Raw genomic sequence first — 16543 nt, forward strand, 5'->3', positions numbered from 1 at the left:
CACCATGAAAATGAACGTAACGGACACCGTAAAACAGGCGTGCGGCCACTGGCCGCGCATTCTCCCGGCGCTGGGAATGAAAGTGATAAAAAACCGCCATCAGGCCTGCCCGGTGTGCGGCGGCGCGGACCGGTTCCGCTTTGACGATAAAGAAGGGCGTGGCACATGGTTCTGTAACCAGTGCGGCGCCGGTGACGGCCTGAAACTGGTTGAGAAGGTGTTCGGCATATCGGCATCCGAGGCCGCCGGGAAGGTGAACGCCGTCACCGGCAATATGCCGCCGGTGGCCCCGGAGGTGGCAGCAGCCGCAGAGGCCGGAACAGAGGCCGACCGCAAAGCAGCGGCCGCGCTGGCCATCAGGCTGATGGAGAAAACGCGCCCGGCCACCGGCAACGCCTACCTGACCCGCAAGGGCTTTCCCGCCCGGGAGTGTCTGACGCTGACCGTGTCTCACAAAACCGGCGGCGTGGCCTACCGCGCCGGTGATGTGGTGGTGCCGCTGTATGACGAAACCGGCGCGCTGGTTAACCTCCAGCTTATTAATGCTGAGGGGCTCAAGCGCACCCTGAAGGGCGGGCAGGTGAAAGGGGCATGCCATCTCATCGACGGACAGAAACAGGCGGGAAAACGCCTGTGGATAGCGGAGGGCTATGCGACCGCGCTCACCGTGCATCACCTGACCGGCGAAACCGTCATGGTGGCGCTGTCGTCCGTGAACCTCCTTTCTCTGGCGAGCCTGGCCCGTCAGAAACACCCGGCCTGTCAGATTGTCCTCGCCGCCGACCGTGACCTTAACGGCGACGGCCAGAGTAAAGCCGCTGTGGCCGCAGACGCCTGTGAGGGCGTTGTTGCCCTGCCGCCGGTGTTCGGCGACTGGAATGATGCGTTTATGCAGCACGGCGAGGAGGTCACGCGGAAAGCGATTTATGACGCCATCCGGCCACCGGCGCAAAGTCCGTTTGATACCATGAGCGAGGCGGAATTTACCGCCATGAGCGCCAGCGACAAGGCCTGGCGGGTACATGAGCATTACGGCGAAGCGCTGGCGGTGGATGCGAACGGCCAGCTCCTGTCCCGTTATGAAGCAGGGATATGGAAAGTCATTCAGCCGTCCAATTTCGAACGCGACGTAGCAGGGCTTTTCCAGCGCCTGCGCGCCCCGTTCTCGTCGGGGAGAATCACCTCAGTGGTGGAGACGCTGAAGCTGATTATTCCGCAGCAGGAGGCACCGGCGCGCCGTCTGATTGGTTTTCGCAACGGGGTACTCGACACCCAGAGCGGTCTGTTCAGCCCGCACAGCAAATCACACTGGCTGCGCACCCTGTGTGACGTGGATTTCACCCCGCCGGTAGAGGGGGAAACGCTGGAAACCCACGCGCCGAGCTTCTGGCGGTGGCTCGACCGGGCGGCCAGTGGCAACCCGACAAAACGTAACGTGATTCTGGCCGCGCTGTTTATGGTGCTGGCGAACCGCTACGACTGGCAGCTCTTTCTCGAAGTGACCGGCCCCGGTGGCAGCGGGAAAAGTATTCTGGCCGAAATCGCCACGATGCTGGCCGGAGAGGATAACGCCACATCGGCGAATATCGACACGCTGGAAGACCCGCGTAAGCGTGCCTCCCTGATTGGCTTCTCGCTGATACGTCTGCCTGACCAGGAGAAATGGAGTGGTGACGGTGCGGGGCTCAAGGCCATCACCGGCGGCGATGCGGTGTCGGTCGACCCGAAATACCAGAACCCGTACTCAACGCATATCCCAGCGGTGATTCTGGCCGTGAACAATAACCCGATGCGCTTCACCGACCGCAGCGGCGGCGTGTCACGTCGCCGGGTGATTATCCACTTCCCGGAGCAGATAGCCCCGGAGGAGCGCGACCCGCAGCTCAGGGATAAAATCGCCCGCGAGCTGGCCGTCATCGTGCGCCAGTTAATGCAGCAGTTCAGTGACCCGATGAGTGCCCGTTCGCTGCTCCAGTCGCAGCAGAACTCCGATGAGGCGCTCAGTATTAAACGCGACGCTGACCCGACCTTTGATTTTTGCGGCTATCTGGAGGCGCTGCCGCAGACCAACGGGATGTTTATGGGGAATGCCAGTATCATCCCGCGTAATTACCGTAAATATCTCTATCACGCGTATCTGGCCTATATGGAGGCCAACGGGTACAGGAATGTGCTCAGCCTGAAAATGTTCGGACTGGGACTGCCCATGATGCTGAAAGAGTACGGGATGAATTATGAGAAGCGGCACACCAAGCAGGGGATACAAACCAACCTGTCGCTGAAAGAAGAAAGCTACGGCGACTGGCTGCCGAAGTGCGACGAACCCACCGCGACTTAACCTGTCTCAGACCGGCAACAGCCGGTCTTTTTGTATCTGCCCCTCCCTCAAGGGTGAACAATCCACTGTTCACCCTTCACCGTATGTTCACCCTGTATCACTATGAAAGTATTAATAAAAAACCAAAGGTGAACAGTGTGAACAGTTAAACCCAAAAAAACTTTTTACCCCCCCCTCATCACCATCGTATTGCGGTGATGTTCGCCGGAAACAGGCCAGAGATGCGCTGAGGTGAAGAGTTGACTGTTCACTCTTCACCAACTGATCACCATCTATCATTATGATATTAAAAAGAAAAATAAGGAGGTGAACAGTGTGAACAGTTAAATGCAAAAAAACTTTTTTATGGTATTTGAGTTCCGGTTAGGATCCGGGTTTCGGATCCTAACCGAATGGGGCATTAGTCTTTAATTAGATAGTAATATCAAACAGCTAAGTTTGATATGGTCGCAAAAATGGTTGGGGGCACAAAAGGGGGCATATAATTTATGATTTATATATTATCTGTTTAATTTCATTAAGTTACGACATGATTTGAGTCCGGCCTTCGCACCAAAAACGATTGTGATAATCGGAAAACCTACAACAATCAATACGTTGTACAATGAAGCTGGACGTTGACGGCAACTACAAAATGGCCGCATCTCCGGCTTTTTTTGTTTATAAAGCCTCGGGCCGGATCTTTTCACTCACTCCCTGTTTTGTCAATCTCTCTCCACGCAACTTCTGAGCATCTCGACATTGTGTTCAATATAGCTGAGCGTCAACTTAATATCGCGGTGGCCGAGTAGTTTCTGCGTGACATACAAATTTTGCTCCGGTTTCTGCATCAATTCTGTGGCAACGGTATGACGGTAGCGATGTGATGAAAAACGGCTGTGGCAGGCATCGCTGAGTTTGGCAAAGAAATAGCTCACCTGATTTTCTGTCATCGGTTTACCCTGGCGCAGCGTCCTCCGACTGAAACGATTGATGTTGAACAACTGATCGTCAGCCCGTATTCCCTTTGTTTTCGTTTCTTCAAGCAGATGCTCCAGATAGGGCCGCAGCCGGGAGGCAATGGGAACAATATGTTCATCATGGCTTTTACTGCCTTCGATCTGAATAAACAGCGTGTCATGGACCAAATCGATATCCCTTACTCGCAGGTGAATAAGCTGATTCAGCCGGATAGCGGTGTAGTTGAAGGTTTCGACCACGGTCAGCCAAAACCATGCCGGATATAAAGGCGAACGATAGCCGCGCTGCATTTTCTCCCGTTCGATAAATTGGTTAAGTACTTTGCGGGATGCGACGATTTGCTCGCGGGTCAGGGTTTTCTTTTTCTTACGAGATTCCCGCAGTGATGTTTTTTGGAACGGATTGATAAATTGTTCCAGCAGCCCTTGTTCAATAGCGAAGCTATACAAGGCTCGCATATGACGCATATAGTGATTCCAGCTTACTGGCTTGATACAGCGCACATTTAGCAGGTAATGACGCCGCTCCAGCACCATATGCGACGTCACTTCGGCGGGTAACACATTGCGCCAGTGAGTGAATTGATTTACTGCCGTGCGATAACAGCTCTGGGTGTCAGGTCGCAATAAGCGGGCAAAAAAATACTCTTCCAGGATCTGTTCAAAGGTCATTTGAGTGACTTCCTTCATTGAGCAAGAGATGAGGGTTATTAAAGGGAACGTCATCTCCAAAAAGCGGCGTGGGATCGTCAAGCAGATATCCCTTCAGACGTGAACAACGGCGTGGGCCGACAACGGCGCAGTGCCAGATGTTGAGGCCGTTTTTTTGTTTTCGGTGAAGATTCAGGTTCTGGAACTTCTTCTGTACCTCCCGCCAGTATTCTTCAGGGACATTCTGACCGCAGGTGCTAAGCCAGAGTTTGAAAATACCGGGCGTCACCAGAAACACCGACCCGGCGACGGTATGGATTCGGGCGTTAGGTTCATTGACTTCCAGATGTTGAGCCTGAACATTACGAACCAGCCACTGTCAGAAGGCTTCGCCTGAAAGTGGGGTATCGTCCTGTTCGGGTAGGGGGGATGGTTGTTCTGCTACCGTGTCCGTTGCAATCACTGCTTCTGTCTCATTCTGGACTCCCGCTATTGGTGTGACGATTCCACTGAATGTTGCGGGCCGCTGTTGTGGATCTTCCCAAATCAGCGAAGGGGAAAAGCGCAGTAGTGTAAGTTCACTGCTCCAGCCACCGCTGGCCTCAATCTGGCAATGCCAGATGGCCTTGTCCTCATAGGGAATAAGCAACTGGTGCGCCTGCATCTCGTCGAACAGCCGCACATTATGCTGCGGCACGGCATCAATTCCCTGACGCAGAAGCCAGCCACGCACGGCATCGGCAGCGTTCTTGCTGACCAGCCACAGCGCCTCTTCCGTCAGCCAGCCGTCAGAACCGCCATTCGGGTTGTTGAGTCGGAACTCATGCGCCAGCAGGTCGCGCAAGGCGGTGATAATTTGCTGCGGCAGCGAGGTTTGAGGACGATGGATAGCCTTGACCGGATCGCCGCCGAGATTAAACGCTACCGACGCCCGGTCGGCTTTCTGCACCAGTTCACCCGCCAGCCCGGCATACTGATATTGTCCATTCAGGCAGTGCAGTAGAGTGGATAATGCAGCAGAATCAGCGGCGAGCCAGTCGAGGCTTTCCGGGGGGATAAGTTGGGTGAGCAGAAGAGCTACCGCAGCCGGATGGCGCAGGTAATCACGTTGCGACAGATAGCGGAACCGATAAGGTTGTATCAGCGGACCATGCCATGGAAACCAGCGTTTCCCACTGGCATCTTCCACGTCAATATCGGTGATGAGTTTGCCCAGATCGTGCAGCAATGCGGCGTAGATGATGACCGTTGTCCAGCGTTCGGACTGAGCAGCCTGATCTTCCGGCGCTGCATCAGGCGGGAAAAGATAACTCTGCCGCAGTCGTGCGGCATAGCAGGCGGCTTCGAGACTATGATCGAGCAGGCCACCTGCGTGGGAATGGTGGTGGTTTTCCGAGGCTGGGAACAACTGCGCCAGTTCCGCAAAGCGGTGGAGCGGCGTTAACCAGAAGCGTTCAAACAGCGAGGCGGGAAGCGCGGTGCTCTGGCGAATAAACTGGATCAGCTGTGGGCGGGTAGTTTCAGCCAGTAGTGTCTGCGCGGATTCAGGATGCAGCCATCCCTCCGTGGCGTCTGGTTCGCCAGTGGATGGTGTGGTGTTTTGCTTTTTGCGCGTCAGCCATATCCGCATAATGGCCCTTTCCCCTTTTTCGGGTAAGCCCGTTACCCCTTCACTCTCTTCCCCTTCACCCCTTGGATTTTGCCTTTTGGTGCCGTCAGATTTGGGGCGAAATTGTTTATTGGGTTGCGCAAATTTATTGGAGTGGAGAAAAACGGCAGAGCAGGATGCTCCGCCGTTGATATGAAGGTCATGCGCTCAGCGCTAACGGTTGCTGCGCCCGTTCAAGCAGGTATTCACAGGCATTACGCGCTAAACCGCTGGCGCGGAAAATCGCTTTTTGTCTTGCTGCAACACCTTCAGCCACGATGCGATGTAACTGTCATGCTGTAGCTTCGACTGGATGCCAACGTGAGCACACAGGAAAGCCGCTCCCATTTCGGCGACCAGCTCTTCAAAACTGTACGTCGGATCGCCGAAGGTATGCTTTCCGGCAGTGATGCCGTCCCGGTTCAATCGTGAAGCGTGTCCGGTAGCGTGCGTCAGTTCATGCAGCAGCGTGCCGTAATAATCCTCACGCGAAGTGAACTGTTCAGGATGCGGCATGATGATGCAGTCGCGCCCCGGCGAGTAATACGCCCGGTTCTGGCGTCGGTGAGTGATCACCACCGCACTTTGCCGGGTAACCTGCTCAGCGGCGGCGATAGGATCATCGACCATCACGACAGGCTGTGAAAACGCCTCCGGCAGCCCTTCACATTGTTGAATGTTGAACAGCCGGAACTCGCGTACTACAGCGTAAGACGTCACTTTAGGGTTGCCGTCAGCATCAAGAACCGTATTTCCGTTGCTGTCCACAACTTCGCGCTGCTGGGGCAGATAAAACACGGCCAGTGTAGATCTTTCGCCTTTGCGGATGTTACCGCCCGCGTTGCGAATTTGAGTGAAGGTCAGCCAGCGATCGTTTTCATATCCCTGTCGTTCTGCGCTGTTCCAGAGCAGGGGAATATTGATGCCGTGATAAAACCGCCCGGACAGGGCATTCATCGGCACCACCGGTTCCCCTTCCCGCCACGGGCGAACCCAGGGGATCACGCCTTTCTCCAGCGCGGCGATAATTTCATCGGTGACTTTCTGGTAAAGATCGTTGCTTCTGTTCATAAGCGTAACCTCATGATAAAGAAGCCGGGTACAGCGCTCCCGGTCGGGAGTCGCCCGGCACGGGGAGTGAAGGATGCTGAGGCAATCAGCAGGTATGAAGGGCAGTAACCAACAAGTGGTTATCTTCAAGGGTTAAGCGTAGCGGCGTCATCAGCGGTACATTGCTGCTGCCGTCAGAGGGCAAACAGTACAGACCGAAATTAATGCTCTTGCGGTCCGGGCCTGCGCTTTTGAATGTCAGCATGGTGGCGACAATCAGGTTTTCGAGACGGTCGTCTTCCTGAGAGGGATCGGGGGGAAAACTGACTACCTTTTCCCAGGCCTCAGATGAGACAGACAACGATAAGGATTTTGCTTCAGGGCAAGATGAAGTAGGCATAGTATTTCTCCAGTGATGAAAGCAGAGAAACACCGCCCGGCAGGGAGGGGTTCCCTGCATGGTGGGGTAGAGGATGTATCAGGCGCTAAGCGCTGTCCGCGAGGATGATACGGAGCGGACGAAAAGGCGAGCCTCACCGGGAAGGTGGCAACCTGAAGGCTCTGGTTGCGGGTCAAACTTCGTACAGATTAATACGGTATCAATAATAATCAAGAGCAAGCCTAGTGTGTGATTTATCCGCTATAGGGGGTAAAGGCAATTTATCCTCTGGAGGGGATAAAGCATATTGGGCAATCGATGATACCTGCAAAGCCCACTGTCTCAGGCTTTGAAGATCTGTTTACGATGCCAGCCAACGTATTGTTCAGTGGGCCACAGCGATGTGTCATGAGGAAGATGCAACAGTTGGCCGTTCCGTTGCCAGAACAGGTTGTCCACCACCGGGCTACGACTGACGCCGCCGGAGATGCGGATAGTCAGGCTTTCATCCAGCCCGAATGCGCCCATATCAAAAGCATCGTGGTGCAGCGAACACAGTGCCAGACCGTTGTTTACCACACATGGCCCACCATAGGTTTTCCAGTGGATATGGGCTGCTTCAATACCAACCAGCGCACCATCCAGCCGTAGGTCGTAACCGCAGAAAGCACATCGCGAATGGTAAGCCCGGAGCACGATATCCCTGAAACGCGGATCGCGGTTCTTTGAACGGTCGATAAAATCCAAACCCAGTTGGTTGGCGAGGATCCGCTGAATACTCTCGGGGAAACGATCTATCAGGATCTGCTGGGCCAGTTGGTCGATCATCTCCGGATGCGCCAGCAACTGCTGGTAAGCTGCTTCATCAAAGCCGCCCGCTACCTGGTTATCAATCAGCTCTTTTTTTGTCGGCTGGGTGTTCCCTTTACGGGGTTTACAACCTTCTGCGTTGGCGATTTCCCAAAAACCGTCAGTTCTGAGCCGCCAGAAAGGCATATTGGGATAGTCAGTGCGCCGCTTGGGGCCAAACTCTTTCAGCAGGCGAGTGAGCGGTTCGTGGATCTCCTGGCCGTAGTTAAACAGGCGTGGGTGTCCTGCTTTGTACTGCGATAACACATACAACAGCAACAACGGCTTGTGCGGCGCGCATACGTCACCCTGACGCCATACAGAGACGTTGGAGATGGCCGATTGCAGCGCTTCGAGAGATATCATAGGAATGAACCGAGTAACAGGCTGATGTTATTGCGATCATGCTCGCAAAAGCGGTGAAATTCAATTGTGGCTCGTCATGTTGATGGGAGAGAAATCGATTTTTTATTCCTGTAACTCTGGATAGTACATTAGTTTATTAACAGCATTTACCAATCATATACTGTATAGGTGTGACTTTTCGAGATGTGAATATAATCACGAGTCATACTATATGATCAAAGTTTTTTGTATTTAGAAAAGTAAGAAGGGAGAATTATTAACGAAATATCTCCCATCTCTTCAGATAAAATTCACTTAACATCTATATTCGTAGTAGCAAATTTCTCGAGTAAAATTTTGCTAGGATGGTTTGCAAGAGAAACTAGTTTATTTGCAATTGCTACTGGAACAATTGAATTGTCATACATGTTACATCGTAATAGTTCAACATTTCTAAGTATAATATCAAGATTATAATAATCACTCTTGGCAGGGCATAAGTTAGAGTCTTTACTTGGAGTTGGCACTGTTATAACCAAAGTTTGCTCATCCTTGGTCATATATATGACTTTCCCACTGTAATAGGACGTATTTCCATAATGCATTTTTGTATGATCGCCTGGGATGATATATTTATATATATATTTATTGCTTAGTAGTAATATGTCTCTTGGTTTTATCAATGCGTCTTTATCTTTAGCCTTTGATATTTCATAAGCATGGTCTACAAAAGCTCCACTTTTTTCAATGCCAACTAAATTAATATTGTGATTGTTATAAAGATAATTACAGAGTTTCCTCATTGGAGCATTCATATTTGCCCCTTGACCTGAAAAGCTAAGTGGCCCATCGGAAATAAATAAAAATTCACTCAAAAGGCTGCGTTGATATTTTAGTATAAATTTAATGAAATGAATGAGAATAAATTGCTCGATAATTCTAGTTAAATATCCAAGAAGTCCAGCAGCCCCTTGTTCTTCATCTACAACCTCATGTAATCGAAATACATCTGTGAGATAAATCTTTCCGTCAGGTGAATCGAAGGTATAGTCAGAATTCATCGATTTCCTATATAGGGTGATTTTCCCTGTACCAATATCTAGATTTGGATTGCTGGCAAGATTATAGCTATCAATTGGCGTGGCTAAATACTCCTCGAAAATGAACCATTTCAATGTTTCTATGAATGAGTTTTTTTCCCGTTCCTGCATGAAAAAATCATATATAGATTTTCTAACTGAATTTTTAAGTGATTCTGCGGAGTCAAGTATAATATTTTTAGTTGGTAATGCCAGCTTATATCTCTGTAAATTATGCAGTTTTTGCATATCCTCAGGGAATATATATGGTTTTGTTGATAAATTCTTTAGATCTTCAGTGCTGAACATTATTGCGCCGAATTGAAAAAAAGAAAACTGAGCACTTGGGAAGTTTTTTTGCACATCTACATTGGTATATCCTCCGTCAACAGCAAGGATGAATTTTATTGGATTTTTATCTGTAGTAACTAAAGAAGATATATATTCAAGATCCTTTTTATCTATTTCAGATCGATTCTTTGGTAAATTACATTGTGACAAAAAATCTTGTATGAATTTATCGTTAATTAAATGGGTGTGATTTATTTTAGCAGCCCATTCATTGGGTTTATTACTTCTACTTGTCGAACCCATATCAGGCCTCTTTCGTGGCTAAAAATTTATCAATTTGGACGGGGACCACAAAAGGATTAGTATAAGTTTTCATTCTTACAAAACCTTTATCATTTCCAGAGCTAAACTTTAAAAGGGAGTTAATAAAATCAGAAAAGTCATAATATTTTCTTAATTCTTTAAGTTCATCTTCATTATTAAGATGTGCAATGAACCAATTTTGTGTATTTTTAAGTATATTTGAACTTATTGAGCTAACCTCTTGTGTTGCATATAACATGCCTAGATTTAGTTTTGCCCCCTCTTTTGCAAGTCGATTATATATATCACTAAGATTCTTATCCTCTTTTTTAGGAAAAAGATTGTGAGCCTCTTCAAAGTAAAATTGGATATGATTGTTAGGAATAGTTTTAGTAAACCTATCCATTGAATCTTCAAATATTTTTCTTGTTATTTTTTCTGAATATAAGTTTCTGATGTTTTCGTCACCTTGTGATAAATCTATAATTACTATTCTTCCACCTCGAAGAGACTTTAGAATTTCTACTTCAAATGATGTTTTAGACAATGGTGTATGTAGTTGTTTAAATGGCCTTAATAGCCTAAATCCACCATATGTAGCTTGTTTTCCTGGCGCAGATTTACGCGTAAGAAAAACTAATAGTGCTTTCATATCCTCATCAAAAAAATCTTTTTCTTTATTTTTTCTATAAGTTTCAAATTTTTCTCTGTGACTATCATCTTCCATCGCTTCAAATATAGTGCTGAACCAGAGGCTAGCCTGCTCTAATGTTAGTCCGCTATGAGGTTTTAGATCAGGAATTATTTTATTAATGGTATTGGTGTCACCCATAAATTTTAATATATAATTATCTGACGGTGGTTGGAATCCCGCTTGGTGAAGACAACATTTATAAATGGCAATTTTTTTATCATAGGCTATAGCTGCATGATTCTCGTCACTTGTTCTTTCTTGATGATTTTTTCTATATCCATCAGGCTCAGATAAATCAATTGTGCAGAAACTCTTAATGTAATTACTAGATTGTTCGTTTAATCCAATAGTAATTAATTTAAAACCAGCTTGGAGTTCATTAAAAAAATTAACCTTCAGAACTTTAAAACCCTTGTCTGTTTTATCTTCAATTGAATATCTGTCTACATTATTTTGGTATAATTCAAAAATAGCAGTTCCTTCGTCTTGAAGGTTTGCGTTGGCATACTCACCATTAATGTCAAATATTAATTGTCCCACTGGATATTGCGGTGCTCCTTCATTAGTAAAGACTGGTAACTCAGTAGACTTATTTAAAATTCCTTTATGAGGTGATTTACCAGAAATCTCAGCTGTCGCTTCTATAATTTTTTTAACTGTATTTGACTTCCCTGTTCTTGTCATTCCGAAAAGAGCAGTTCTTTTTCCTAGAAAATCTTTTGGGCTAATGTAAACATCTACATGTTCCAGATTCGACTGAAACCTTCTGCTTGAGCTATATCTGACATAACCGATTTTGAATTCATTTTCATTCCCTGCAATAATACTATCATCCCTCTGGTTGACAATTTTCTTCAGTACATCATCAGTTGCTTTGTATACGCTATAATTATTAGCTGAATAAAAGTTTTCAATATCAGCACCAAATTCAACTGTAGTCTTATAAGACAATCCTGCATTGTTTTTAACTTGATGATTTATTTTATAAAAGGAACCAAGAACCCTACATTGTAGACCAGAGAAGCTAAATTCATATCTTGTAAAATCGTCGAGTTTACTTTTGTTTGAACTTCCAGCTAAACCGCTAATGTCGGTTCCTTCTTTATAATATTCAATCATGGAGCTCACAACGTCATTATCCGTTGGTAATTTAGATGGTGTTAATGCCCTCAATAAGAGAGCTTCTTGCACATCATCTTCTCCATCATAGAATGCTAGTAAAAATGCCCCCTGCGGAATCCCTTTTACTTTATGTTTCCAGGCATCTGATACTAAGATTTGAGCATTCTCGTAGTCTAAATAAAATGGTCTACCAACGAAAAGCTCATCTTTTCTACCCTCTTTGAATATATCAATATTCATGATTTCTTTAATTTTATTTTCAAGCATTAAATAATCCTATATCTCAAATAATTTTATCTTTGTATTTAATTCTGGATCTTCAAACCGAATCATAGAATCAAGAGCATAGCTCTTATTTGCCTCTATTGATATCCAGCGCCTATTCAACTTTTCTGCACAATATCCTGTAGTGTTACTTCCTGCAAAAGGATCAAGCACCAAATCCCCCTCGTCGGTTAAAAAATCAATAAAGAAATTTATAAGCCCTCCGTGCATTCGTGCAGGATGTGGTGATATATTTTTTTCTCTACATCTTTTAAAGTAATAGTCATTAGATGTTGTATTAGAATAACTAAGAATATTGTGTGGTAATCTTACGTCTCGGGAAGCATCAATCGCATCTAATTCAAATAGATTGTGTGGAATACTACCTCCATTATCTCGGAAAAAAGCAGTGGGACTTATGCCATGTTCAGATGGTCTCTTTCCTGCATTGTATTTTTTTCGCTTAATCAAATTTTCCATTTCTTTCGAATATGGTCGAAGAACCTTAGCATTATTTGCCTTGGGAAAATCAGATTTTGAAATCCACCATACATGCGTATAGCTATCAACGGTTCTAATTCTATTTACTGTAACCCATTGAGCGGGGGAGGGAAGCCTTGACGGGTTATAACAGATGAACTCTTGTATTAACCTTAAATCAGAATTAGGATTTTTTACCAACCCTAGTAAACACTCTAAATGTAAGAGTGATTGTATGGGTCTACCAGACTCCCATGAGTTTCCGATCTCAATAACTAAGGAACCATCATCAGTAAGTAGGTTTGAGAATATTGGAGCTAAGGAGATGAACCAGTCATAATAAGCCTCCCCTTGTAGATTTCCATACTTCTTTTTATTGTTTAAAGGGAACGGAGGCGAAGTTATTATTAAGTTGAATTTATTTTTATAATGTCTGTTAAGATATTTTTGTGATAAGGATACCGAGTCCCCTACAAATAATCTTCCCATTTTAGTTCTATATAATTCATTTTGCATTGTAAAATCTTCTTAATAGTTTATGAAGCACGTAATTTTAATTTATGGGGTTAAGTAAGAGTTATGCTTCAATTGAAATTATCAATTTTAACGTTCTAATAAAAATTAGTTTCTAGCGTGCTATAATTAAATGATTTTTATCATAACCTAAACCATTCTTAGTTTCCATCATATTAGTATGTTAAAAAGCACGCTACCGCCCCGAGGTTTATGGCCATTCCCCCGACCTTCGTAGGGATTATGAACAACACTTGTTAAATGTTCAACGGTGTTAATCTATACAGATCACAGAGTTAGTTGTTTATCTGGTTGTTGATTAACCAATGCCGATTGATGATAAGAAAAAACGACATTGGGAATGAGCCCTGATGGGCTTTTTGGCGGTTTTGTATCTAAAAATGCTCGATGCATTTTCTCAAGGTAAGCGACACTTAATTACACTTTATGCAAATCAAAAAAGTAAATTTGGCTAATCACCTCCCAACCATTCCCCCAGCCTTCCCCCCACTATCCTGCGTCACCTTAACCCCGCCCGTCAGCGCTCCATTCACCGCCACACCGACCCTCACTCCAACCCACGTCATCGCACCCAGCCAGAACGTCGGCAGCACCAGAAACATCGACCCCATCACCAGATTGATAATCACGTCATCCTGCGTATTCTGTATCCCGGCCAGATTCCAGCTACTGTGGGTATCGCTGTTGTAGAGTACATCCAGCAGCCAGCTATCGAGCCAGCGCGCCAGTTCCCACCAGAAGGTGAGGAAGAACAATGCGAACTGCACAAACGTCAGCATCATCACTACTTTCACATCCCACGCCGAGCAGAGTGTTACCAGTGGAATACAGATCACCAGCGCCATTTGCAGCAACGCTTGTACCATCGGCAGAGCCTGGCGCACGCTGTCGAATGCCGGGAATGTGGCTATGCTGCCGAGGATATTTCCGGCGCTGGATGCCAGCCGGGTGGCGGCATTGGCGACGGTGCCATCGACATTGCCACCATAACCGGGATAAACACGTCCGTTTTGTGATATCTGCATATTGCGTTCACTGACCAACGAACGCAGCACGGCCTCTTCATATACTGCCTGCGACTGACCGAGCTTTTTAAACGCCGTCCAGATATCCGGGGCCGGGAGTTGCAGTAGCCGGTCTTTCAGACCAACGGTGTCATCGGCCCACCACTGTTTACAGGTAGGGTAGCCACCGGCACCTGTATCGACCAGCCCAGCATCGCGTGATGCGCTATACGACCAGTCGCTATGTGGTGAAAGCGCATGATCGGTATCGTAGTAACCAGCCGTGTTAAGAAAGTACGATGATCCCAGCCAGGCCGTATCGTCACTGGTGTCATCGTCCAGCTCTCCGGCGCGGAATTTCAGACGGGCGCGGGAAGGGGCATAACACTCCTCGACAAAATCCCGCAGTTCCTGAGCCAGCGCCGGATCCTTAATTCGGGTGTGCTGTACCTCAAAGCGGATCTGACGCAGATCCGGCTGGCAGGGAAGGGTGGCAACCGTTGCGCTAGTGATGCCTTTGCTGATCACATGAATAAAATACCACCAGACCGGGACGGCGGCGGTTTTACCGCCCAGCGAGTTTATAATCGGTTGATAGCCGGTATCGGCGGGCTGCGGCACCGACATGCCGCACTGCTTTGAGCACGTGGTGTCATATTTGATGGTATCGAGGTCGATGTTCAACATTGGCACGCAGGTGAACATAATCACCAGCAGCGAGGTGTACATCAGGTGCTCGGTCCATACCAGGGACAGCGCGGCTTTGTTGCCTTCATCGGCTCCCTGACTTCTGGCCTGTAGCCACAGCGCCAGCAACTTAATCAGCAGCGGCAGGGCGAATAATCCGGTGGCGCTGATCGCGTTCCACAGTCCGTTATTGACCACCCAGCCGAGCAGCGTCAGAAAGTATTCCAGATAGCTGTTAGTTGTCACCGGAATACCTCCGGCACGATTTCGTTGAGTACAATCAGTACGATAAATATCAGCGCGATACGGCGGATTGCCGGACGATATGGCGGCAAGCGGTCATACAGATGCCAGCCCACACTACAAATCACACCGTACAGCATTATGCGCCAGGGTAGCAGGTCGCTGCGGTTAATCTGTGGTGTATTGTCAGCAGCCAGATAAAACATCACTGCTATGCAGACCAGAAGCAGGGAGCCGGACAGTATCAGCCGCTTCATTGCGCATCCCCACCTGTGGGTTTGCTGAGATCGTCCACCCGTTTGTCAGTGTCGTCCTCTACGCCGACAGCCTGGCCTTTGGTCTTCGCCCGCGTTGTCTGGCGTTCAAGGATGGTGAGCGCGGCGTTATCCGCCAGCGCCTGACGCATATCCAGCTCCAGCTTGAGCTGAGACAGTTCCTGGTCGAGCTGGGCAGTGGTCTGGGTCAGCGCGGTTTGCGCCTCTTTTTCTCCGGAGACATTGGGTTCGCGCATTCCTGCCAGCAGCGTGCGCCGGGCCATCAGCGCCTGTTCCATCACGCGGGAGAGCGCCAGTTCGCCGGAGAGCCGCTGGATAAGTACCGCTGCATCGAGATCGTCACGCAGCGCCTCGATAACGCCGCGCGTCAGATGCAGTTCGCCGCCGCTGGCTTGCGCCAGTGTGTCATCGTTAACGGGCTGGCTGCGGTTCACCATATCGATAATCAGCGGCTGGATCTTATCCTGCTCTTCCTGAATCAGTGGCGTCAGCCCGACACCCGATTGTGCGCCACTTTGCTGGTCAGTGTCGCCGGATTGATCGTTATCCGGGGCGACGTTAATGGTTTGCTCGCCAACTACCCGAGTCAGCCATTGCGCAGCGTCGTCGGGTTTGCTCCATACTTGGCAAAGTTCACCCTGACAGTCGTTGCTGGATACCGAACTGGTACTGGTCGCGCTGCGATTATTGAGGATGTTGTAGCCTGCGACCGTCGTATCGCGAACCAGTTTGATGGGCGATTGACCTTTGCCGCCGCGATGTTCGCCACCAACCCAGCGTTTGCCTTTCTCTGCCGCTTCTTCAGCCGCTCGCTGGTCGGCGCGAACGGCGTCTTTTTCGCTGGCCGCAATGCCCTGATAGTTTTCCGCTTGGGCGCTCTGCGTCCAGGCCGGACCGAGCGCGTAGTCAGTCATCTTGCCAGCCATCTTCTGGCAGCTTAACAGTGATTTATCGAAGTCGAGCCGTCCCTGAAGCACGCCGTTGGTCAGCAGATCGTAGAGCTGGGGATTGGCACGCTGGATCACCATTGCGGGCAGACTGGCGACCGCACTGGTTGCGCTTTCGATAACCTCGCCCATCAGTTGCTGGAAGCCGTCCGTCACGCCGTTGAGCTGGTTGCGCACCGTGGTATCAATATCGAAGTTGCCGCACATCATATCGCTGTTCCAGCTTACGCCTGCCGTCAGCGGGAAGGTGTTACGCCGGGTTGCGGAAGGGGGAATGGCCGCACCGCCGCCGATGCGGTAATACATCCAGTCGCTGATAGCCCCCTGCTGCTGATACTGGTATTTATCAGCCGCCGGGGCGAGAAAGGCGATGAATAAAAGACAGAATGCCGGGCGCATGA

General features: G+C 48.4%; 10 protein-coding genes and 2 pseudogenes. 1 reads left to right on the top strand and 11 read right to left on the bottom strand.

Features of this window, described 5'->3' with window-relative positions:
- The first annotated feature begins 4 nt into the window (after nt 1-4).
- Nucleotides 5-2338: a primase-helicase zinc-binding domain-containing protein gene (locus tag IYV58_RS02955; protein WP_195729407.1), complete on the top strand. Its 2334-nt coding sequence runs from the start codon at nt 5-7 to the stop codon at nt 2336-2338.
- Nucleotides 2339-3042: 704 nt separating this feature from the next.
- Here the strand turns inward: IYV58_RS02955 and IYV58_RS02960 are convergent.
- The 11 genes and pseudogenes from IYV58_RS02960 to IYV58_RS03010 all read right to left on the bottom strand — a co-directional run bounded on the left by IYV58_RS02960 (nt 3043) and on the right by IYV58_RS03010 (nt 16541).
- Nucleotides 3043-3969 carry a tyrosine-type recombinase/integrase gene (locus tag IYV58_RS02960; protein WP_195729408.1) on the bottom strand — a complete coding sequence of 309 codons (927 nt, stop codon included), beginning with the start codon at nt 3967-3969 and terminating at the stop codon, nt 3043-3045.
- Nucleotides 3959-5578 (bottom strand): annotated as a pseudogene (mobH, locus tag IYV58_RS02965) (MobH family relaxase). Before mobH ends, IYV58_RS02960 begins: the two are co-directional and overlap by 11 nt.
- A 178-nt stretch (nt 5579-5756) precedes the next feature.
- Nucleotides 5757-6667 (bottom strand): annotated as a pseudogene (locus tag IYV58_RS02970) (ArdC family protein).
- Nucleotides 6668-6752: 85 nt separating this feature from the next.
- Nucleotides 6753-7046, bottom strand: a complete 294-nt coding sequence (locus IYV58_RS02975; protein WP_023247628.1) for a hypothetical protein — start codon at nt 7044-7046, stop codon at nt 6753-6755.
- Between the two features lie 321 nt (nt 7047-7367).
- On the bottom strand, nt 7368-8240 hold the full coding sequence (locus tag IYV58_RS02980; RefSeq protein ID WP_195729409.1) for a phosphorothioated DNA-binding restriction endonuclease: 873 nt from the start codon (nt 8238-8240) through the stop codon (nt 7368-7370).
- Nucleotides 8241-8530: 290 nt separating this feature from the next.
- Nucleotides 8531-9892, bottom strand: coding sequence for a DNA double-strand break repair nuclease NurA (locus IYV58_RS02985; protein WP_000535973.1), 1362 nt, complete (start codon nt 9890-9892; stop codon nt 8531-8533).
- Between the two features lies 1 nt (nt 9893).
- Nucleotides 9894-11975 carry an ATP-binding protein gene (locus IYV58_RS02990; RefSeq protein WP_000892298.1) on the bottom strand — a complete coding sequence of 694 codons (2082 nt, stop codon included), beginning with the start codon at nt 11973-11975 and terminating at the stop codon, nt 9894-9896.
- Nucleotides 11976-11984: 9 nt separating this feature from the next.
- On the bottom strand, nt 11985-12968 hold the full coding sequence (locus IYV58_RS02995) for a DNA-methyltransferase (RefSeq protein WP_042780313.1): 984 nt from the start codon (nt 12966-12968) through the stop codon (nt 11985-11987).
- 473 nt (nt 12969-13441) lie between these two features.
- Nucleotides 13442-14923, bottom strand: a complete 1482-nt coding sequence (locus IYV58_RS03000; RefSeq protein WP_195729410.1) for a conjugal transfer protein TraG N-terminal domain-containing protein — start codon at nt 14921-14923, stop codon at nt 13442-13444.
- Nucleotides 14920-15177, bottom strand: coding sequence for a hypothetical protein (locus IYV58_RS03005; RefSeq protein ID WP_195729411.1), 258 nt, complete (start codon nt 15175-15177; stop codon nt 14920-14922). Before IYV58_RS03005 ends, IYV58_RS03000 begins: the two co-directional genes overlap by 4 nt.
- The gene (locus IYV58_RS03010) at nt 15174-16541 is read right to left on the bottom strand and encodes an integrating conjugative element protein (protein ID WP_195729412.1); all 1368 of its coding nucleotides are present in this window, start codon (nt 16539-16541) and stop codon (nt 15174-15176) included. Before IYV58_RS03010 ends, IYV58_RS03005 begins: the two co-directional genes overlap by 4 nt.
- Between the last annotated feature and the right edge of the window lie 2 nt (nt 16542-16543).

This window comes from Klebsiella sp. BDA134-6, assembly GCF_015601345.1.
Taxonomy (GTDB): Bacteria; Pseudomonadota; Gammaproteobacteria; order Enterobacterales; family Enterobacteriaceae; genus Klebsiella; species Klebsiella grimontii.